Here is an 18,976-nt window from a genome sequence, read left to right on the forward strand (position 1 = left end):
CGGATGGCCGCTCACTCTGACAGTTTGATCGGCGTGCGCCGCAGCGCAACGATGCCCACCTGCATACCGAACAGTTTGAAAACGTTGTTGAGGGTTTCGATTGTCGGGTTGCTGGCGTCCTGCTCAAGTAACCGCACCGTGCGCAGGGAAAGCTTGCACATCCGGGCAAAGTCGCTCTGGCTCAGGCCCGTGACCTGGGTGCGTAACTGGCGGATCGCCGCACCGAACGTCATGCTTCCGTCCGCCAGTTGCTGACTGATGTGATCTAGAACCGCCTGACGGTCCTGCAGCGGTTTACTCACATAAGCCCCCATTGGCGGAACGTATCTTCCAGCCGGTTCAGCACAATTGTCGGTGCATTCCAGGTTTCTTCTGGTAGCTCCAGGTCAACGAGCAAGTCTGGAAGCGCCAGCAACAGCCGAGCATCCTCACGTAAGCGTGCAAATAGCCACTCGGGATCGGCCCTGTGCGCCAGGCGGGCACAGGCTGCTTGCCAATCAACCGCGTTTAAACGCTCGATTGTGGATGGCCACTTGGTGGTTCGTACAATTCCCTCCGGGTCCATCACCATGGGCGCCAGGTCATAGATCGGGGCAAAACTGAGCTGCTCATGGGTACGCAGGATGGAGAGGTTGCGGCCATGGTTATCGGTGTTGCCGAGGATCTGATTGATCAGGTCACGCCGCAGGTATTCGCTGACCATGGCGGGGATTTGATCCGCTTGACCGGCGGCCTGCCAGGTTTCTGCCAGTCGCTCCACGACGGCAAGATGGTCCATGCGACTCCCCGGACGGGTCACACCGCACAGGGAATAGATGGATTCGACCCCGGTACGTTCCACGCCATTGGCCGTTACCTTGCGGTCAAAGCGCGACATCCACAGGCTGGGTTTTTCGGCCATCTCGTAGGCCAGGCTGTCGCTGGCAATAGTGTCGATGCCCAATTGGCCAAGTGCGCGGTAGTAGCAGTATTCACTGCGCAAGATATTCCGGTCAGTTTCGCCTGCGGCGTTGCGCGGAAACTTCACAAACCAGTGCCGACGCACCTCATGTTCTGGCAGCACCGCATCTGGAAAAACATTCCCGGCGGCATCTTCCACCAGCAGCAGCTTCGGCGCCTCACCGCCAGCACCCGTAGCACCGCCAATAGCCGCGCCACGTTCGTAGGCATAATCGAGAAAACGGGTATCGCGACGGATAACTTCCTCGCGAGGGAAGCCGATCACTTGCCCCTGAGCGAGCACGTTGTCGACGGATTCCTTGACGCGCAAATGGCCGATGGGCGCCGAGCAGCATCGCTGTAGCAGGAAGAACTCTTCATAGGTGTCCAGCGGCACGGCCATTCGGGCCAGAATGTGCCGACGTGCGGCCCCAGCGGGAATGATGTCGTGCAGAAAAGCCGGGGCCAGATCGCGGCGAATCTCCCAGGACAGGGGAAAGTCAGCGCTTACCGCCGGCGATTTCACAGTACCCATCTGCTGGATCAGCCCGGCTAGGTATTCTGCGACGTAGCTGGCACTGCAACGACTGCGCAGGCCATCTTCCGGTGTGTCGAAGTTCACCACCATGGCATCACGCCACTGGCCATCCAGGTGGACTTGAAGGGTGATCGAATCCATAACTTGGCCGGCATTTAAATGCCTAATTCTCCGCAAGGGTTTAACCTGATGAGAACTATAGTGCCTATATTTGTGCCTGGTAAGCTGCTTTTAGGTATTTAAATGCCGATCATGGGCGCATATTGCTTAGAAATAGGTAATTTAATGCCTTAAACCCATCGCTGCATGCGCGGTGGTCAGCTCGTAGGATGGGTTGAACGTAGCGATACCCATGCTGCAAGCCCATCATTTATGAACCGTAAACCCCCTGATGGGTATCGCAGGCTCAACCCATCCTACGTCTGTGGGTAGCTCCGCGGCGTATACACCCACTCGCCACCCTCAGCCCTCGGAAACCGGCAGGTTTGGCTGGAGCCGATAATGACCAAGGTGCGCATATCGACCATCTCTGGCGTGAGTTCGCCCAGGGTGAGGGTGCGCAGGGTTTCGCCGGGGCGGCCGATGTCGCGGCCGAGCACCACCAGGGTTTCCGGCGTGCGTTGTTGGCGGACGATGTCTAGCGCGCTGCCGAGCTGCCAGGGGCGGGCTTTGGAGATGGGGTTGTAGAAGGCCATCACCAGGTCGGCGGCGGCGGCGTGGGCCAGGCGTTTTTCGATAATGGCCCAGGGCTTGAGGTTGTCCGATAGGGAGATCAGGCAGAAGTCGTGGCCCAGCGGCGCGCCGGCCTTGGCGGCGGTGGCTAGGGCGGCGGAAACGCCGGGGAATACCTGTAAGTCGACTCGCTGCCATTCGGCATCGGTCGATTCATGCAGGGCTTCCAGCACGGCGGCGGCCATGGCGAATACGCCGGGGTCGCCGGACGAAACCACCACCACGCGCCGACCGCTGGCGGCCAGTGCAAAGGCGTGGCGAGCGCGCTGCATTTCCTCGCGGTTATCGGTGCAATGGCGCACCTGCTCCGGGCGCAGCGGGCCGGCCATGTTGATATAGGTTTCGTAGCCGAGCAGGTCCTGCGCTTCGTCCAGTGCCTGGCGTGCGGCGGGCACCATAAATTCGGCGGCACCAGGGCCGAGACCGATCACGGTCAAGCGACCACGGGGGCGGCCGAGTTGGTTGGCGGCGATAGGCGCAGCGGCCAGCAGCAGGCGCAGATTGGTGTGCTGGCTATGCAGCGGCGGCAGTTGCGTGGCGTCGTCGATAAAACGCAGCGGCAATTTGAGCTGTGAGGCGGCGGCGTGCAGGTCGGCGTTGGCCATCAACTCTGGTGCGGCCAGCAGGCAGGCCAGGCTTTGCGCGGCCAGGTTGCTGGCTTGTAGCGCTTGCCGCAGTTCGCTAAGCAAGTCGGCGCTGGTGCGTTCGACCCAGACGGCCACTTGCTGCGGGTGGATCAGCAGCTCATCGGCATTGGCGGCGCGGTTATGGGGGCTGATATGGATCACCCGTGCGGCGTCGTCAGTCACCGGCAGCTTGGCTTGCATCAGCCAGGGCGCGTCGCCTTCGATGCGCACGGCCTGGCCGCCGAGCAGGTCGCTGACAAAGCCTTTGCCTTGCTCAAGATCGGCCAGCACATAGCCGGCTGGTGGTTCCAGCAGGCAGGTGCCAAAACGTAGCTCGCCGCTGGTGGTGATCGCTGCGCTGACCTCTAGGTGCGCGGCCAACTCACGCGCCATGCGGTTGACCCCGCCCAAGCCGCCAAGCAGCGGCACCACGGCGCTGCCATCTTCGGCCACGGCCAGTACCGGTGGTTCGCTGTCTTTCTCGCCAAGCACGGCGGCCAAACTGCGAATCACGATGCCGGCGGCGCACAGTACGATCAGCGGCGTGCCGGTGCGGTAGAGCGCACGCAGGTTGTCGCCGAAGTCGTCATAGGTGCGCTCAACGTCCGTCACTCGGCTGTGCAGGCCGTGGATGTCGGCCTGCGGATACCGCGCCTGGATGCGCCGGGCGCAGGGCAGGGCGGAGGGGCCGAGGATGATGATGGCGGGAGCGGCGGTCATGCTTGAGTCCTGTAGCCCAGGTGGGTCGCAACCTGTAGGAGCGGCTTCAGCCGCGAAAAGGCTTCGCGGCTGAAGCCGCTCCTACGGGGAATGTGTTCAGTTGTGTAGCCCGGATGCAATCCGGGAAACCGCGATTCCCGGATTGCATCCGGGCTACGTTCAGCCAACGCTAACCGCGCCATTTCTCGCCGGGAATGACGATCATTGAGAAGTAGGGCGAAGACATCGGCTCCACTTCGTCCAGCGGCACGATGCGTTGGTTGCCCATGGTGGCGCGTTCGACGTAGTGGGCGCGTTGGTCGATGCCCAGCTCCTGCAGCACGCGGCGGACTTTCTCGAAATTGCGCCCGAGCTTCATGATCACGGCGGCTTCGGCGCTGTGCAGGCGCTGCTTGAGTTCGTCTTCGGGGAGCACGCCGGAGAGCACGCTTAACGATTGGTTGCGGTACACCAGTGGGGTGCCGAGCACCGAGGCGCAGCCGAGCATGGAGCACACGCCGGGCACCACCTCCACGTCGTACTGGCCGGCCAAACGGTCGTGCAGGTACATGTAAGAGCCATAGAAAAACGGGTCGCCTTCGCAGATCACCGCCACGTCATGGCCGGAGTCGAGCTGGGCGGCGATCTGCACCGCGCAGGTGTCGTAGAAGTCGCTGATCACATCTTCATAACTGAGCGGCGCGGCGAGTTTTTCCGTGGTCACCGGGTACACCAGCGGCAGGCGCTGTTGGGCGTCCGTCAGGTGCTGTTCGATGATGCCGAAGGCGTTGCCGCCATGGCCTTTGTTGGCTTTGGCCTTGGCCACGAAGTAGCCGACCACCGACGCCGATTGCAGCAGGCGCAGGGCCTTGAGGGTGATCAGCTCGGGGTCGCCAGGGCCGACGCCGAGCCCCAGCAGGCGGCCTTTTTGTACTGTCATCATTCCACCTCCGTAGCCAGGGCGTTGACCGCCGCCACCGCCATGGCGCTACCGCCGCGCCGGCCGCGCACGATCACATAGGGCACGCCACGGCTGTCGGCAGCCAGGGCGTCCTTGGATTCGGCTGCGCCGATAAAGCCCACCGGCATGCCGATGATCAGCGCCGGTTTCGGTGCGCCGGCGTCGAGCATTTCCAGCAGATAAAACAGTGCGGTGGGCGCGTTGCCGATCACCACCACGCTGCCTTCCAGGTGCTCGCGCCAGTGCTCCAAGGCGACTGCCGAACGGGTATTGCCCAGTGCGCGGGCCTGCTCAATCACACCGTCGTTATGCAGGGTGCAGATCACCGGGTTGTTGGCGGCCAGGCGCGGGCGGGTGATGCCCTCGGCGACCATCCGCGCATCGCAGAGAATTGCTGCACCCTTGGCCAGCGCCGCGCGACCGGCAGCGCCAGCGCCAGGGGAGAAGCGCAGGTCCTGCACCACATCGACCATGCCGCAGGCGTGGATGACCCGCACCGCGAGCTTTTCCAGATCCGCCGGGATCGCCGACAAGTCAGCCTCGGCGCGGATGGTGGCGAAGGATTGGCGGTAGATTTCCTGACCGTCGCGGATGTACTCAAGCATCGCTGTTTCCTGTTGCGCAGTGGGCGGCGAACCAGTCGCCGGCCTCGTCGATAGTCATGGCGGCGACCAGCAGCTGGCCGAAACCGGCCGCCTCGGGCATGCGTTGATAGAGCTGGTAGTGGTCGTTGTTGCTGGCCAGCAGGGTAAAAGGCGCGGTGTGCGCGGCGGCGCAGGAGCGTGGGCAGGCGCTGATATGCACGTGCGGGCACGCCGTGCTGGCGCGCAGGCGCTCGGCCAATTGCAGGGCATCGGCCTTGCTGTCGGTCAGGCCCTTGGCGCAGCCCGTTGAGCCGCTGCAGGCGATCAGATGGCCGAGTGGCTCACGGGCGTCGGTGAGCAGGCCGATTTCGGCCAATGCCTGCAATACGGCGTCGGCTGCTGCGCTGGGGATGTTCGGCAGCAGCAAGCCCTGCCAGGGTGTCAGACGCAGGCTGGCATCGCCGTATTGCTCGGCCAGATCGGCCAGGGCCAACAGCTGGTTGGCGCTGATTCGCCCCAGGCGCGCCGCTGCGGCAACCATCTGCAAACCCGTTTGCTGCTGGGCAATCAGGCCCATGGGCGCGCGGCACGGCACCTCAGGGCGGCGCCAGTGGCTAACGGCCTGGTCGCGTCGCAGCGGGAAGGGCAGGCGCGCTTGCAGGTGCTCGATAAACGCGGCCACCGGTAAGGTGCTGAGTAATTGCCGCATGCGGTTTTGCCCGGGGCCAGCGAGCTGCAAAAACACGCTTAGAACCCCGTGCACCAACGTCAGACCATGTTCGATAGGCACCGCCGCCAGGGCCGGATCGCTCGGGCTGCCGGCCAGGCCGAACGCCAGCCACTGCGGTTCGCCGGGCAGGGCGCTGAGCCATAGATCATGGGGGTGTTGCAGCATCGCCAACGACTCGCCGCCATCCAGTTGTAGGGCAAACTTGGCCGACAGCGCGTGCAGCTCAGGGTGGTTTTCCAGTAGGGCGAGAATCTGTGTGGCCAGCGGCCGGGTGTCCCACAGCGCGGCGCGGTCGAGGCCGGCAGCGGGGCTGAGCATTAGGTTGCGCACGTCATCGGCAGCAAGGTTGCGTGGGCCCAGGCCGGCGTCCAGCAGTTGCGCGATCAGCGCGTTCTCGCAACCGCTGCGCACGCCACGAATCTGCAGGTTGCTGCGGTTGGTCAGCTCCAATACACCACTGGCGCAGTGGCTGGCGGCCCCGGCAATGGCGCGTGCCTGCTGACTGTGCAGTTGCCCGCCTGGCAGTTTGACGCGGCAAATACCGCCATCCAGGGCGTGCACGATGCGCAGCAAGCCGGGGCAGGCGGATGGACGCGTGGCCATTGACGGTGGCGTGGCGGGTGGGAGGTTCAAACGGTCACCAAATACAAAGGGTGCGGCGACCAAACCCACTCGGTTCTGCACTAGCAGAACGTCAGCGATCTGTGGGGTGCGCATAAACGCCCCCCACAGATCGCCAAGGCATCGGTACACCCCGCCCGATGATGGCACTCGCGACCAGCGTCGTCGGCAGGTCTCCTGGCTGTCAGGTCAACATCGTTGTGCGGCCTTCCCGGTTGCCCAGTGACACGTATGCACATCGACTCGCTGATTACAGTTGCGGGGGCAGCCACGGCTGACAACACTCGGTTGTTTCCGTGTTCCCTCTTAGGCCAATGGGCAGAGCCCATTAAGCACCGACGAATAATGGCGCTATTATGCCCGCTTTTCCCTCGCCGCCGGCAAGCAAACTTGTCTGTCTGCCGGCGGGTGGACGACAGATAAGGACAGCGCATGGCACCCTGGCTGACGGTGGTGGGTATCGGTGAAGAGGGCTATGCCGGCTTGGGCAAGGCGGCCCGACGGGCCTTGTTGGCCGCGGAGGTGATTGTCGGTGCGCCGCGTCAGCTGCAGTTGTTGCCCCGCTGCATTCGCGCGCCGCAGCAAACCTGGCCAAGCCCGTTCAGCCTCGATGGGCTGCTGGCGCGACGCGGCACGCCGGTGTGCGTGCTGGCCAGTGGTGACCCCATGCTGTTTGGCGTGGGTGCCAGCCTCGCCCGGCACGTACCCGCTGATGAGCTGCAGGTGCTGCCGGCGCCATCGTCGGTTTCCCTGGCCGCTGCACGCATGGCCTGGCCGCTGCAGGAAGTGACTGTACTGAGCCTGGTGGCGCGGCCCTTGGCGGCGTTGCACGCGCAGGTCCATCACGGCGCGCGGCTGTTGATCCTCAGTAACGATGGCAGCAGCCCGGCGGCGATTGCCCAGTTGCTGCGCGAGCGCGGGTTTGGCCCCAGTCGGCTGACCGTGCTGGAGCATTTGGGCGGCCCGCAAGAACGGCGGATCGATGGACTGGCGGCCAGTTGGGGTCTGAGTGACGCCGCGGCGCTGAATATCGTGGCGGTGGATTGTCTCGCCGGCCACGACGCCCAACGTCTGCCGCTGACCGTCGGCCTGCCTGACAGTGCTTACCAACACGATGGCCAACTGACCAAACGCGATGTGCGCGCCATCACTCTGGCCCGGCTGGCGCCGAAACCCGGCGAACTGCTCTGGGATGTCGGCGCCGGTTGTGGCTCCATCGCCATCGAATGGCTGCGCAGCCACCCCAGTTGCCGGGCGATTGCCATCGAGGCTGACGCCGGTCGGCAGCAGTTGATCAAGCACAACCGTGACGCCCTCGGTGTGCCACAGCTGCAACTGCTGGCCGCCCAGGCGCCCGAGGCTTTGCTCGGCCTGGAGGCGCCGCAGGCGATCTTTATCGGCGGCGGCGTGACTCACCCCGGCGTGCTGGAGTACTGCTGGCAACACCTGCAACCTGGCGGACGCCTGGTGGCCAATGCCGTCACCCTGCAAAGCGAGGTCACGCTGCTGGCCTGGCGCGCCGAGCATGGTGGCGAGCTGACGCGCATTCAGGTCGCCCAGGCCAAGCCGCTGGGTGACTTCGACACCTGGCGCAGCGCCTTGCCGATTACCCTGCTGGAGCTGCACAAACCCTGTTGATCGGCTTGCGAGCGCGGCTCAGGGCGCGTTCGGATGGCCTGTTCTCAACCCGTAAGTAAGGAGTCTGGGTGAGCCGTATCTTGTTATTGGGTGGGGTTGGCGATGCGCTGGCGATTGCCCGTCGCCTGGCGCCGCAGGACATCTACAGCCTGGCCGGCCTGGGCAAAGTTCCCGCTGATCTGCCATGTCAGGTGCGCGTCGGCGGTTACGGCGGTGCCGAGGGATTGGCGGCTTTTATGGCTGCCGAAGGCATCGACTTGCTATTGGATATCACCCATCCCTACGCCGCGCAGATCAGCGCCAACGCCGCACGCGCCGCTGAACTCAGTGGCGTGCCGTGCTGGGCATTACGGCGTCCTGGCTGGCAAGCGGGCGGTGGCGATGACTGGCGCGAAGTGGCCGACTGGGCCGCGTTGAGTACGGCGCTTGAGCTTTTTCAGCGGCCGTTCTTTACCCTCGGCCGTGAGCCCTTAGCGCATTTGCAGGCGATTCCGCTGCATCAACACTGGACGGTGCGCTGCCTCGACGACTATCCCGGTACTCCGCGCGCGCGGGTGATCGGCGCGCGTGGGCCGTTCAATCTGGCAGACGAACGCGCGCTGTTCGCTGCCGGCCAGTTCGACGTGCTGATCAGCAAGAACAGCGGCAGCAGTGCCACCGAACCCAAATTGCAGGTGGCCCGCGAGCTGGGCCTGCCGGTGTTACTGCTGGCGCGGCCGCCGTTGCCAGCGGTTGATCGGCAGTTCAGTGCGGTTGAAGACGTATGGTCGGCGCTGCAAGCCTTGCCCGGTCGCCTCGGGTAGACTGCGCGGCCGTTTGCCTGCCGAGTCCTGCTCATGTCCGTTGTCACCGCCTATGCCCGCGTGTTGTTGGTCGGTCCTGATCTGGCGGCCGGCTCGTATGCCGAGCTGTTCCAGCGCCAGTTACTGGCCCTGCGCGATGAGTCGGCGCTGGCCGATATCGTCGACACCACGGCCGGTTTCGATGGGCTCTGGCAGCGAGTGACGGCCTGCATCGCTGACGGCGAGTTGCCTTTGTTGCTGCTGGACCTCGACCCGCAGAGCAGCAGCCCTTATCTGGACTGGTTGCGCAGTGAGTTGCAGCGTCTTGCCGGCGTTTCAGGCGTGGCCGATCAGCTGTTTGTCGCTGCGGCCAGGCAGGGCGAGCAGGCTGATATCAGCGCCGCGCTGGCCTTGGTCAATCAGCCCGAACTGCACCTGGGCTGCACGGTGGTGCCCGAGTTGCCCAGTGCCCATGCCTGGTCGTGCATCCCCGAACACCGCTACCGGGTGCTGCTGTGCAACGGCCCGCGCTGCACCCGACGTGGCGCTTTGCCGTTGTGGAAGAGCCTGCGTGAGCAGCTGAAAGCGGCGGGCAAACTCGAGTGCGACGGCGGTGTGCATATCACCCGCACCCAGTGTCAGTTTCCCTGCGACCAGGGCCCGACCCTGAGCGTGTATCCGCCCGGTGCCTGGTATCAGGTGCGCAATCAGGCCGATCTGGAGCGGATCGTCGAGCAGCAATTGCTGGGCGGTCAGCCGGTGCCCGAGCTGTTGATGCGCCCGCTGGACTGAGCCTTATCTGACACATGCCGCAAGCGGCGATTGACGCAGCCCCCGCGCCTATCTACCCTGCCGGCCAGCTTCAGGTGCCCCACAGACCGCAGGTCTGTACGGGGTGAAACAGGGAAGCCGGTTCATTCTCACGAAGATTCCGGCGCTGCCCCCGCAACGGTAGACGAGTGCAACAACCGCGATAACCACTGTGTATCGCTGGCCTTCGGGTCAGGGCATGGGAAGGTGCGGTTCTGATCCCCCCACGGGATCGCTCGTAAGCCCGGAGACCGGCCTGTCGCACTTCTGGTTCGCTTGGCCTCGCGCCCTGCGAGCCGCCTACCTTTAGGTCGCGCGGGTGGCGCGACGGAGATGCCTGATGCTCTATTGCATAACGGCCGGCCTGTGCGCCGCTTGCCGTATCAACCTGTTTGTTGCGCGTTCCGTTGTCGGCTGTGCCGGTGTTGCGAGGCGCCCATGACTGCCACAACCCACGAGCAGGAGCGTGACGCCCGCCACAAGGCGCGTATGCAACGTAAAAAAGCCCTGATGGACGGCAAGATCGCCGAAGCTCAAGAGCAATACGGCCTGCTGCTGGTGCACAGCGGCAATGGCAAGGGCAAAAGCAGCTCGGCCTTTGGCATGCTGGCCCGCGCCCTCGGCCACGGCATGCAGGTGGCGGTGGTGCAATTTATCAAGGGCGCCGCCAGCACCGGCGAAGAAGCCTTCTTCCGGCGTTTCCCCGAACAAGTGCGTTATCACGTGATGGGCGAGGGCTTCACTTGGGAAACCCAAGACCGCCAGCGCGACATCGAAAAAGCCCAGGCCGCTTGGTTGGTGGCCCGCGAGCTGCTGCGCGATGAGTCGATCCATTTGATCGTGCTGGATGAACTGAACATCGCCCTCAAACACGGCTACTTGCAGTTGGACGAAGTGCTCGCCGACATCACGGCGCGGCCGACCCTGCAGCATGTGGTGGTGACGGGACGCGGCGTATTGCCGGGGATGGTCGAGGCCGCCGATACCGTGACCGAGATGAATATGGTCAAGCACGCGTTTAAATCCGGGGTTAAGGCGCAGAAAGGGATTGAATATTAATGCGCCAGTGTCCGGCTTTACTGATTGCCGCCCCGGCTTCCGGTCAGGGTAAAACCACCGTCACTGCCGCTCTGGCACGCTTGCATACACGCCAGGGGCGGCGGGTGCGGGTGTTCAAGTGCGGGCCGGATTTTCTCGACCCGATGATCCTCGCCCGCGCCAGCGGCAACCCGGTGTATCAGCTGGATCTGTGGATGGTCGGCGAGGCCGAGAGCCGTCGCCTACTCTGGGAAGCCGCGGGCGAGGCCGATCTGATTCTGATCGAAGGGGTTATGGGGCTGTTTGACGGCGCGCCGTCCGCCGCCGACCTGTCGCGGCACTTCGGCGTGCCGGTGCTCGGGGTGATCGACGCTGGCGCCATGGCCCAGACCTTCGGCGCGCTGGCCTTTGGCTTGGCGCATTTTCAGCCGGACTTGCCCTTCGCCGGGGTCTTGGCCAACCGTACCGGCAGCCTGCGGCATGGCGATATTCTGCGTGACAGCCTGCCGCCGGATTTGCGCTGGTTCGGTGCCTTGCCGCGCAGCAGCTCGGTGGAGTTGCCGCGTCGCCATCTAGGTTTGATTCAGGCCCAGGAATTGGCCGATCTGGACGCCAGGCTGGACGCCGCCGCCGATGCCATCGCCGCCAGCGCCAGTACCGATTTGCCGTTGCCTGTGAGTTTTGCCGTGCCGGATGTTCAGGCCCGTGAGCCGCTGCTGGCTGATGTGCGCATCGGCGTGGCCCGCGATGCGGCCTTTGCCTTTACCTATCAGGCCAATCTCGATCTGCTGCGTCAATTGGGCGCCGAGTTGGTGTTTTTCTCGCCGCTGAGTGCCAGCGAATTGCCCAAGGTCGACAGCCTGTACCTGCCCGGTGGCTACCCCGAGCTGTACCTGGCGGAGCTGGCCGGCAATCAGCCGATGCGCGCGGCGATTCGCGCCCATCATCAAGCGGGTAAACCGCTGCTGGCCGAATGTGGCGGCATGCTCTATCTACTCGACAGCCTGACCGATGCCGCCGGCGAGCAGGGCGAAATGCTCGGTTTACTGGCCGGTCATGCGACGCTACAAAAGCGTCTGGCGGCGCTCGCCTTGCAGGATGTGCAGCTGCCGGAAGGCCTGCTGCGCGGGCATACCTATCACCACTCATTGCTCGATTCGCCACTTGCACCGCTGGCCCGTGGCCGCTGCCCGAACGGCAAACCGACCGCCGAGGCGGTGTTTCGCGACGGCCGACTGACCGCCTCGTATATCCACTTTTATCTGCCGTCCAATCCCCAGGCAGCGGCCGCGTTGTTTGCGCCAACGGTTGCAGCATGAGTGAGCACGCCTTTAGCGCCGAGGAACGCGCAGCGGTCTATCGGGCCATCGCCGAGCGGCGCGATATGCGCCACTTTGCCGGCGGCGAGGTAGCGCCAGAGTTGCTCGGCAAGTTGCTGGCCGCTGCGCATCAGGCGCCGAGTGTTGGCCTGATGCAGCCGTGGCGGTTTATCCGTATCAAACGGCCGGAGTTACGCGCAGACATTCACGCTCTGGTCGAGGCCGAACGGCTGCGCACCGCCGAAGCCCTGGGCGAGCGCAGCGACGACTTTATGCGCCTGAAAGTGCAAGGCATTCATGACTGCGCCGAGCTGCTGGTGGCGGCGCTGATGGAAGGCCGCGAGGCGCATATCTTTGGCCGGCGCACCTTGCCGGAAATGGATTTGGCGTCGCTGTCCTGCGCCATTCAAAACCTCTGGCTGGCGGCACGCGCCGAAGGCTTGGGCATGGGCTGGGTGTCGCTGTTCGAGCCGCAAGCGCTGGGCGACTTGCTCGGTTTGCCGGCCGGGGCCAAGGCAGTGGCGATTCTTTGCCTTGGCCCGGTCACCGAGTTCTACGCCAAACCGATGCTGGTGCAAGAGGGCTGGGCGACTGAGCGGCCTTTGCACGAATTGCTCTACCAAGACGGTTGGGGGACGCCGGCATGTTGAGTCTGGTGTTGGCCGTACTGGCCGCCGTTACCCTTGATGTGTCCCTCGGCGAGCCACGCCGTTGGCATCCGCTGGTGGGCTTTGGTGCGCTGGTGCAGCGTATCGAACGGGCACTCAATCCAGCCAGCAGCGGCGATCGTGCTCAAGGCGTCTTGGCCTGGTGTTTGGCGGTGCTACCGCTGACCTTGCTGGCTGGCCTGTTGGCGCAAATACCTTATCTCGGCTGGTGCGTGCAGGTGCTGGCGTTGTACCTGGCCATCGGCCTGCGCAGCCTGGCCGAGCATGCCGAGCCGATTGCCGATGCGCTGGAGGCCGACGATCTGCCCCGCGCCCGTGAGCACGTTGGGCGCATCGTCAGCCGCGATACCCGTGACTTGGATGAAGAAGGCGTGGCCCGCGCCGCCAGCGAATCGATGCTGGAGAACGGCAGCGATGCGGTGTTTGCCGCGCTGTTCTGGTTTGTCGTGGCTGGCGCGCCGGGGGTGGTGCTCTATCGCTTGAGCAATACCCTGGACGCCATGTGGGGCTACCGCACACCGCGTTTTTTAAAGTTTGGCTGGGCGGCTGCGCGCCTCGATGACCTGCTCAATTACCTGCCGGCCCGTTTGGTGGCGTTGACCTATGCGTTGTGCGGGCAGACCAAGCTGGCCCTGCGTTGCTGGCGCACCCAAGCCCCTACTTGGGACAGCCCGAATGCCGGCCCTGTGATGGCTGCCGGGGCTGGTGCGCTGGGCTTGGCCCTGGGTGGCGCGGCGGTTTATCACGATGAACTGCATCAACGCCCGCCGTTGGGTGAGGGCGCCGCGCCGGTGGCCGCGGATATTCGTCGGGCCCTGCAACTGGTGCAAAGCGGCGTGGCCGTCTGGCTGGTGCTGCTCTGCGTGGTGGCGGCTTTATATGCTTGAACACGGCGGGCGCCTGCGCGCGGCGGCGCAGCAGTACGGCATCCCCTTGGTCGAGTGGCTGGACCTGTCCACTGGTCTGGCGCCTTGGCCCTTCAGCTTTCCGGCGGTGCCGGCCAGTGTCTGGCAGCGCCTGCCAGAAACCGAAGATGGCCTGGCCGGTGTGGCTGCCCAGCGCTATGGCGCGGCGCAGGCGTTGCCGGTGGCCGGCGCCCAGGCGGCGATCCAGTTGTTGCCGCAACTGCGCAGTGCCGGCAGCCGGGTGGGGATTGCGACCCCGTGCTACGCCGAGCATGCCCATGCCTGGCTGCGGGCGGGGCATCGGTTGCTGGAGCTACGCGACGAGGCCATCGAGGCGGCACTGGACGAGCTGGACGTGCTGTTGCTGGTCAACCCGAACAATCCCACTGGCCGCGTGTTTGCCCCGGCGCAATTGCTCGCCTGGCATGCGCGACTGGCCGCGCGGGGCGGTTGGCTGGTGGTGGACGAGGCATTTATCGATGCCACCCCCGAGTTGAGCCTGGCTGCCTACAGCCACACGCCTGGGCTGATCGTGCTGCGCTCGTTCGGCAAGTTTTATGGCCTGGCCGGGGTGCGGCTGGGCTTTGTGCTGGCCGAGCCGGGCCTGTTGAGTGAATTGAATGAGCGCCTCGGGCCCTGGGCCGTCAGCGGTCCGGCGCGCTGGCTGGGGCTGGCCTGCCTGGCCGATCAGGTGGCCCATCGTCAACAAAGCCTACGTCTGCAACAGGCCAGTCAGCGCCTGGCCGATCTGCTGGCCGAATTTGGCTTGGCGACCCAGGGCTGCGCGTTGTTTCAGTGGCTGCTTAGCACCAACGCTGCGGCGTTGCACCAGCACTTTGCCCAGCGCGGCATTCTGTTGCGCCACTTCACCCAGCCGCAGAGCCTGCGTTTTGGCCTGCCGGCCACTGAGGCCGACTGGCAGTGTTTGCGCCTGGCCTTAGACGAATTACCGGGGAGCAAAGCATGAAAGTCGCCGCCACCACCTTGATGGTGCAGGGCACCACCTCCGATGCCGGCAAGAGCACCCTGGTGACCGCGTTGTGCCGCTGGCTGGCGCGTCAGGGCGTGGCCGTGGTGCCGTTCAAACCACAAAATATGGCGCTCAATTCGGCGGTGACGGCAGAAGGCGGCGAGATCGGCCGCGCCCAGGCGGTGCAGGCCCAAGCGGCGGGACTGGCGCCGCACACCGATATGAACCCGGTGCTGCTCAAGCCCAATTCCGACACCGGCGCCCAGGTGATTATCCACGGCCAGGCGGTGGCCAATATGCAGGCCGGCACCTATCACGACTACAAAAAGGTCGCGATGGCGGCGGTGCTGGAGTCGCATAAACGCCTGGCGGCTAACTATGCGGTGGTGATGGTCGAGGGCGCTGGCTCGCCGGCGGAGATCAATCTGCGGGCCAACGATATCGCCAATATGGGCTTTGCCGAGGCGGTCGATTGTCCGGTGATTATCATCGCCGACATCGACAAGGGCGGGGTGTTTGCCCACCTGGTAGGCACCCTGGAACTACTGTCGCCGAGTGAGCAGGCGCGGGTCAAAGGCTTCGTGATCAACCGCTTTCGCGGCGACATTGGCCTGCTGCAACCGGGGCTGGACTGGCTGGAGGCGCGCACCGGCAAACCGGTGTTGGGCGTGCTGCCGTATCTGCACAACCTGCATTTGGAAGCCGAAGACGGCATCGATCAGCGCCAGGCAGGCAAGGCTGAACGGGTACTGAAAGTCGTGGTACCGGTGCTGCCGCGCATCAGCAATCACACCGACTTCGACCCGCTGCGCCTGCACCCGCAGGTCGATCTGCAATTTATCGGCCCCGGCGCGGCCATTCCGCCCGCTGACCTGATCATCCTGCCGGGCTCGAAGAGCGTGCGCGCCGACCTGGCCTTTTTGCGCGCCAACGGTTGGGAGGCGGCGCTGCAACGCCATCTGCGCTACGGCGGCAAGCTGCTGGGAATTTGCGGCGGTTTGCAGATGCTTGGCACGCGCATCGACGACCCGCTGGGGCTGGAAGGTGCGCCGGGCAGCAGCGCTGGCTTGGGCTTGTTGGAGTTCAGCACCGTGCTGGAAGCGGAAAAACAACTGCGCACCGTGCAGGGCCGCCTGTGCCTGGAAGACGCGCCGGTCAGCGGTTATGAGATTCATGCCGGCGTTAGCAGCGGCCCAGCGCTGAGTCAGGCCGCCGTGCAGCTGGACACCGGGCGCAGCGACGGGACGCTGAGTGCCGACGGTCAGGTGCTCGGCACTTATCTGCATGGCCTGTTCGAAACGCCCGCAGCTTGCAGCGCTTTGTTGCGCTGGGCTGGGCTGGTCGAGGTGCAGGCGTTTGATTACCACAGCCTGCGCGAGTGGGATATCGAGCGCCTGGCCGATCTGGTTGAGGCGCATCTGGACACCGGCAAATTGGCCGATTTGTGTGGGCTTGATCATGCGTGAACTGATTCTCGGCGGCGCCCGCTCCGGCAAAAGCCGGTTGGCGGAAAAACTGGCGGCGGACAGTGGCTTGGCCGTCACCTATATCGCCACCAGCCAGGCCCTAGATGGCGAGATGAGCAGCCGCATTCGCCAGCACCGCGAGCGGCGTCCGGCCGAGTGGGCGCTGGTCGAGGAGCCCATCGAGTTGGCGCGGGTGCTGCGCGAGTCGGCCAATGCCGAGCGCTGCCTACTGGTCGATTGCCTGACCCTGTGGCTGACCAATCTACTGATGCTGGAAGACGACGCACGCTTGGTTGCCGAGCGCGAAGCGCTGCTCGATTGCCTGTCTGGGTTGCCGGGACGAATCATTCTGGTCAGCAACGAAAGCGGTCTGGGCGTGGTGCCGATGGGCGAGCTGACCCGCCGCTATGTCGATGAGGCCGGCTGGCTGCATCAGGCCATCGCCGAACGTTGCCAACGGGTGGTGTTTACCGTTGCCGGCCTGCCCATGCTGCTCAAAGGAGCGCCGTTATGAGCCAACAACAATGGTGGCAGGCGGCTTGTCGCCAGCCCGATAGCGCCGCTGAAGCCGCCGCCCGTGCACGGCAAACGCAGCTGACCAAGCCGGCCGGTGCCTTAGGCCAACTGGAGGCCATTGCCATTCAACTGGCCGGCCTGCAGGGCTGCGAGCAGCCGCAGATTAGGCGGCCGTGGCTAAGTTTGTTTGCCGGTGATCACGGCGTGGTGGCGGAGGGCGTGTCGGCCTATCCGCAGGCGGTGACGGCGCAGATGCTGCACAACTTTGTCGCCGGCGGCGCGGCGGTCAGCGTGTTGGCGCGGGTGCAGCAGATTCCGCTGGAAGTGGTGGATTTGGGCACTATCGACCTCGATCTGGAATTGCCTGGCGTGCGCCATCTGCGCCTGGGGGCCGGCACAGCTAATTTTGCCCAAGGCCCAGCGATGAGCGTTGAACAATGCCAGCTGGCCCTGGCCGCCGGCCGCGATGCGCTGTTGCGTGCGCAGGCCATTAATGCGGATCTGTTTCTGGCCGGCGAGATGGGCATCGGTAACACCACGGCTGCCACCGCCCTGGCCTGCGCGCTGAGCGCTGCCAGCCCAGCACAGTTGGTAGGGCCTGGTACCGGGCTGGATCGGGCCGGGGTGGTGCATAAACAAGCGATCATTGAACGCGCCCTGACGTTGCATGGCAGCCAGTTGGCCGAGCCTTTCGAGGCTTTACGGCGGGTCGGCGGTTTCGAACTGGCGGCGCTGAGTGGCGCTTATCTGGCCTGCGCCCAGGCGGGCATCCCAGTCCTGGTGGATGGCTTTATCTGCAGCGCTGCAGCCCTGTGTGCGTTGCGTCTGAATCCGGCCTGCGCGCCCTGGCTGCTGTTCGCCCATGCCGGCGCCGAGCCTGGGCATCGGGCGCTATTGGCCATCTTGGAGGCGCAACCCGTGCTCGACCTGGGCCTGCGCCTGGGCGAGGGCAGCGGTGCGGCCCTGGCTTTACCCCTGATCAAATTGGCCTGTGAGCTGCACGCTGGCATGGCCACCTTTCAACAAGCAGCAGTCACGGAGCGGCAAGCATGAGCTTCCATCTAGATTTATTGCGCCACGGTGAAACCACCGGTGGCAGCGGCTTTCGCGGCAGTCTCGATGATGCCCTGACCGAACTTGGACAGACCCAGATGCAGCAGGCCGTAGCCGATTTTGGTGGCTGGGACCTGGTCATCAGTTCACCCCTGCAGCGCTGCCAAGTGTTTGCCGAACAGCTGGCCGCCGCCCGTGGTCTGCCGTTGCGTATTGAAGCCGATCTGCGCGAGCTGCACTTTGGCGACTGGGAAGGCCGTAACGCCGCCGAGATTCTGTTCGAGGACGAGCACGCGCTGGGCCAGTTCTGGACCAATCCCTACGGTTACACCCCACCAGCTGGCGAGCCGGTGCGCGACTTTGCCAACCGGGTGCTCGCTGCCGTGACGCGCTTGAGCGAAGAACTGGCCGGCCAGCGCGTGCTGGTTGTCACCCATGGCGGGGTCATGCGCCTGCTGCTCGCCCGTGCCCGTGGCTTGCCAGAGGCGCAATTACTGCAAGTCGAAGTCCCCCACGCCAGCCTGCTGGGTGTGCGCTGCGTGGCTGGTGAACTCAGCGAAGTGGCGCCGTGTCGGCTTTCCTGATTGCTCTGCAGTTTCTCACTCGCCTGCCGATCAGCCTGCCGGGCATGCCGGTGCCGGCTGCAGTAGGACGTTCGCTGCTCAGCTATCCGCTGGTCGGGCTGTTGCTCGGCGCGGTGTTGCTGAGCGCGCAGTGGGCGCTACAGGGCGTGGCGCCGGCCTTGCAGGCAGCCTTGTTGCTGATCCTCTGGGTCGGCTTGACCGGCGGTTTGCATCTGGACGGTTTGGCCGACAGCGCCGATGCCTGGGCCGGCGGCTTTGGTGATCGCGAACGCACCCTGACGATCATGCAGGACCCGCGCAGTGGGCCGATCGCCGTGGTGGTGCTGGTGCTGCTGTTGCTGCTCAAGTTCGCCGCGCTGCTGACCTTGCTGCAGGCTGATCAGCCCTTGGCCCTGTTGCTGGCACCGTGGATTGCCCGCGGTCTGTTGCCGCTGCTGTTCCTCAGTACGCCCTATGTGCGACCGGGCGGCTTGGGTGCTCTGCTAGCCACGCACCTACCGCGCGCTGAATTGCCCTGGTGGCTGGCCGGCCATGTCTTGCTGCTCATAGTGCTCAGTGGTTGGACTGGGCTGCTGGCCTTGCTGGCGGCGCTGTTGGTGTTCGCTGGCCTGCGCCGGCTGATGTGCCAACGCCTGGGTGGCACCACCGGCGATACTGCTGGCGCCCTGGTGGAGTTGGCCGAGGCTGCAGTTCTGCTGCTTCTGGCCTTGAGCATTTAAGCGTGGTGGCAGGGGCTTGATCGCAAAAGACACCTGCAAACTGGCTTTCTAGGCCCCCTATGCACCCTGCGCAGCGGC

Annotated in this window: 19 protein-coding genes and 2 riboswitches; of the genes, 13 read left to right on the plus strand and 6 right to left on the minus strand. The window is 64.7% G+C overall.

Annotated features, from left to right (window positions below):
* Positions 1-11 precede the first annotated feature (11 nt).
* From AC56DI_RS04450 to cobG, 6 genes are all read right to left on the minus strand, one after another.
* A complete protein-coding gene (locus AC56DI_RS04450) occupies positions 12-302 on the minus strand; it encodes a helix-turn-helix transcriptional regulator (RefSeq protein ID WP_496345104.1) in 291 nt (96 codons plus the stop codon).
* Positions 299-1,618 (minus strand): type II toxin-antitoxin system HipA family toxin, encoded by a 1,320-nt coding sequence (locus tag AC56DI_RS04455; RefSeq protein WP_496345105.1) that lies wholly within the window; start codon positions 1,616-1,618, stop codon positions 299-301. Before AC56DI_RS04455 ends, AC56DI_RS04450 begins: the two co-directional genes overlap by 4 nt.
* A gap of 275 nt (positions 1,619-1,893) precedes the next feature.
* Entirely contained in the window at positions 1,894-3,555 is a 1,662-nt protein-coding gene (cobJ, locus tag AC56DI_RS04460) for a precorrin-3B C(17)-methyltransferase (RefSeq protein ID WP_496345106.1), read from the minus strand.
* 169 nt (positions 3,556-3,724) lie between these two features.
* Complete coding sequence (locus tag AC56DI_RS04465) at positions 3,725-4,477, minus strand: precorrin-2 C(20)-methyltransferase (RefSeq protein WP_496345107.1); 753 nt, start codon at positions 4,475-4,477, stop codon at positions 3,725-3,727.
* Positions 4,474-5,100: a precorrin-8X methylmutase gene (locus tag AC56DI_RS04470; RefSeq protein WP_090251038.1), complete on the minus strand. Its 627-nt coding sequence runs from the start codon at positions 5,098-5,100 to the stop codon at positions 4,474-4,476. Before AC56DI_RS04470 ends, AC56DI_RS04465 begins: the two co-directional genes overlap by 4 nt.
* Entirely contained in the window at positions 5,093-6,412 is a 1,320-nt protein-coding gene (gene cobG / locus AC56DI_RS04475) for a precorrin-3B synthase (RefSeq protein ID WP_496345108.1), read from the minus strand. The genes AC56DI_RS04470 and cobG overlap by 8 nt, the downstream gene beginning before the upstream one ends.
* 168 nt (positions 6,413-6,580) lie before the next feature.
* Positions 6,581-6,785: riboswitch (cobalamin riboswitch) on the minus strand.
* Positions 6,786-6,862: 77 nt separating this feature from the next.
* Between cobG and cbiE the strand changes: the two genes are divergently transcribed.
* The 13 genes from cbiE (at position 6,863) to AC56DI_RS04540 (ending at position 18,898) form a co-directional block, all read left to right on the plus strand.
* Positions 6,863-8,068, plus strand: coding sequence for a precorrin-6y C5,15-methyltransferase (decarboxylating) subunit CbiE (cbiE, locus tag AC56DI_RS04480; protein ID WP_496345109.1), 1,206 nt, complete (start codon positions 6,863-6,865; stop codon positions 8,066-8,068).
* A gap of 68 nt (positions 8,069-8,136) precedes the next feature.
* Positions 8,137-8,871 (plus strand): cobalt-precorrin-6A reductase, encoded by a 735-nt coding sequence (locus AC56DI_RS04485; protein WP_496345110.1) that lies wholly within the window; start codon positions 8,137-8,139, stop codon positions 8,869-8,871.
* A 33-nt stretch (positions 8,872-8,904) separates the two neighbouring features.
* Positions 8,905-9,642, plus strand: coding sequence for a (2Fe-2S) ferredoxin domain-containing protein (locus AC56DI_RS04490; protein WP_496345111.1), 738 nt, complete (start codon positions 8,905-8,907; stop codon positions 9,640-9,642).
* A gap of 55 nt (positions 9,643-9,697) precedes the next feature.
* Positions 9,698-9,934: riboswitch (cobalamin riboswitch) on the plus strand.
* A 164-nt stretch (positions 9,935-10,098) separates the two neighbouring features.
* Positions 10,099-10,719: a cob(I)yrinic acid a,c-diamide adenosyltransferase gene (gene cobO / locus AC56DI_RS04495; RefSeq protein ID WP_496345112.1), complete on the plus strand. Its 621-nt coding sequence runs from the start codon at positions 10,099-10,101 to the stop codon at positions 10,717-10,719.
* Positions 10,719-12,017 (plus strand): cobyrinic acid a,c-diamide synthase CobB, encoded by a 1,299-nt coding sequence (locus AC56DI_RS04500; RefSeq protein WP_496345113.1) that lies wholly within the window; start codon positions 10,719-10,721, stop codon positions 12,015-12,017. Before cobO ends, AC56DI_RS04500 begins: the two co-directional genes overlap by 1 nt.
* Positions 12,014-12,667, plus strand: coding sequence for a 5,6-dimethylbenzimidazole synthase (gene bluB / locus AC56DI_RS04505; protein ID WP_496345114.1), 654 nt, complete (start codon positions 12,014-12,016; stop codon positions 12,665-12,667). The genes AC56DI_RS04500 and bluB overlap by 4 nt, the downstream gene beginning before the upstream one ends.
* The gene (gene cbiB, locus AC56DI_RS04510; RefSeq protein ID WP_496345262.1) at positions 12,664-13,572 is read left to right on the plus strand and encodes an adenosylcobinamide-phosphate synthase CbiB; all 909 of its coding nucleotides are present in this window, start codon (positions 12,664-12,666) and stop codon (positions 13,570-13,572) included. The genes bluB and cbiB overlap by 4 nt, the downstream gene beginning before the upstream one ends.
* Complete coding sequence (cobD, locus tag AC56DI_RS04515; protein ID WP_496345115.1) at positions 13,565-14,557, plus strand: threonine-phosphate decarboxylase CobD; 993 nt, start codon at positions 13,565-13,567, stop codon at positions 14,555-14,557. Before cbiB ends, cobD begins: the two co-directional genes overlap by 8 nt.
* The gene (locus tag AC56DI_RS04520) at positions 14,554-16,026 is read left to right on the plus strand and encodes a cobyric acid synthase (RefSeq protein WP_496345116.1); all 1,473 of its coding nucleotides are present in this window, start codon (positions 14,554-14,556) and stop codon (positions 16,024-16,026) included. Before cobD ends, AC56DI_RS04520 begins: the two co-directional genes overlap by 4 nt.
* Positions 16,019-16,540: a bifunctional adenosylcobinamide kinase/adenosylcobinamide-phosphate guanylyltransferase gene (cobU, locus tag AC56DI_RS04525; RefSeq protein ID WP_496345117.1), complete on the plus strand. Its 522-nt coding sequence runs from the start codon at positions 16,019-16,021 to the stop codon at positions 16,538-16,540. Before AC56DI_RS04520 ends, cobU begins: the two co-directional genes overlap by 8 nt.
* On the plus strand, positions 16,537-17,595 hold the full coding sequence (cobT, locus tag AC56DI_RS04530; RefSeq protein ID WP_496345118.1) for a nicotinate-nucleotide--dimethylbenzimidazole phosphoribosyltransferase: 1,059 nt from the start codon (positions 16,537-16,539) through the stop codon (positions 17,593-17,595). Before cobU ends, cobT begins: the two co-directional genes overlap by 4 nt.
* The gene (locus tag AC56DI_RS04535) at positions 17,592-18,179 is read left to right on the plus strand and encodes a histidine phosphatase family protein (RefSeq protein ID WP_496345119.1); all 588 of its coding nucleotides are present in this window, start codon (positions 17,592-17,594) and stop codon (positions 18,177-18,179) included. The genes cobT and AC56DI_RS04535 overlap by 4 nt, the downstream gene beginning before the upstream one ends.
* Positions 18,164-18,898, plus strand: a complete 735-nt coding sequence (locus AC56DI_RS04540; protein WP_496345120.1) for an adenosylcobinamide-GDP ribazoletransferase — start codon at positions 18,164-18,166, stop codon at positions 18,896-18,898. The genes AC56DI_RS04535 and AC56DI_RS04540 overlap by 16 nt, the downstream gene beginning before the upstream one ends.
* Positions 18,899-18,976: the final 78 nt, after the last annotated feature.

The organism is Pseudomonas sp. BGA-UO-ETr-WB11 (assembly GCF_059567785.1).

Excerpts from the sequence above, each read along its gene's own strand:
- AC56DI_RS04455 (WP_496345105.1), bottom strand. The coding sequence starts at position 1,618 with ATGGATTCGATCACCCTTCAAGTCCACCTGGATGGCCAGTGGCGTGAT.
- cobJ (WP_496345106.1), bottom strand. The coding sequence starts at position 3,555 with ATGACCGCCGCTCCCGCCATCATCATCCTCGGCCCCTCCGCCCTGCCC.
- AC56DI_RS04465 (WP_496345107.1), bottom strand. The coding sequence starts at position 4,477 with ATGATGACAGTACAAAAAGGCCGCCTGCTGGGGCTCGGCGTCGGCCCT.
- AC56DI_RS04470 (WP_090251038.1), bottom strand. The coding sequence starts at position 5,100 with ATGCTTGAGTACATCCGCGACGGTCAGGAAATCTACCGCCAATCCTTC.
- cobG (WP_496345108.1), bottom strand. The coding sequence starts at position 6,412 with ATGGCCACGCGTCCATCCGCCTGCCCCGGCTTGCTGCGCATCGTGCAC.
- cbiE (WP_496345109.1), top strand. The coding sequence starts at position 6,863 with ATGGCACCCTGGCTGACGGTGGTGGGTATCGGTGAAGAGGGCTATGCC.
- AC56DI_RS04490 (WP_496345111.1), top strand. The coding sequence starts at position 8,905 with ATGTCCGTTGTCACCGCCTATGCCCGCGTGTTGTTGGTCGGTCCTGAT.
- cobO (WP_496345112.1), top strand. The coding sequence starts at position 10,099 with ATGACTGCCACAACCCACGAGCAGGAGCGTGACGCCCGCCACAAGGCG.
- AC56DI_RS04500 (WP_496345113.1), top strand. The coding sequence starts at position 10,719 with ATGCGCCAGTGTCCGGCTTTACTGATTGCCGCCCCGGCTTCCGGTCAG.
- bluB (WP_496345114.1), top strand. The coding sequence starts at position 12,014 with ATGAGTGAGCACGCCTTTAGCGCCGAGGAACGCGCAGCGGTCTATCGG.
- cobD (WP_496345115.1), top strand. The coding sequence starts at position 13,565 with ATGCTTGAACACGGCGGGCGCCTGCGCGCGGCGGCGCAGCAGTACGGC.
- AC56DI_RS04520 (WP_496345116.1), top strand. The coding sequence starts at position 14,554 with ATGAAAGTCGCCGCCACCACCTTGATGGTGCAGGGCACCACCTCCGAT.
- cobU (WP_496345117.1), top strand. The coding sequence starts at position 16,019 with ATGCGTGAACTGATTCTCGGCGGCGCCCGCTCCGGCAAAAGCCGGTTG.
- cobT (WP_496345118.1), top strand. The coding sequence starts at position 16,537 with ATGAGCCAACAACAATGGTGGCAGGCGGCTTGTCGCCAGCCCGATAGC.
- AC56DI_RS04535 (WP_496345119.1), top strand. The coding sequence starts at position 17,592 with ATGAGCTTCCATCTAGATTTATTGCGCCACGGTGAAACCACCGGTGGC.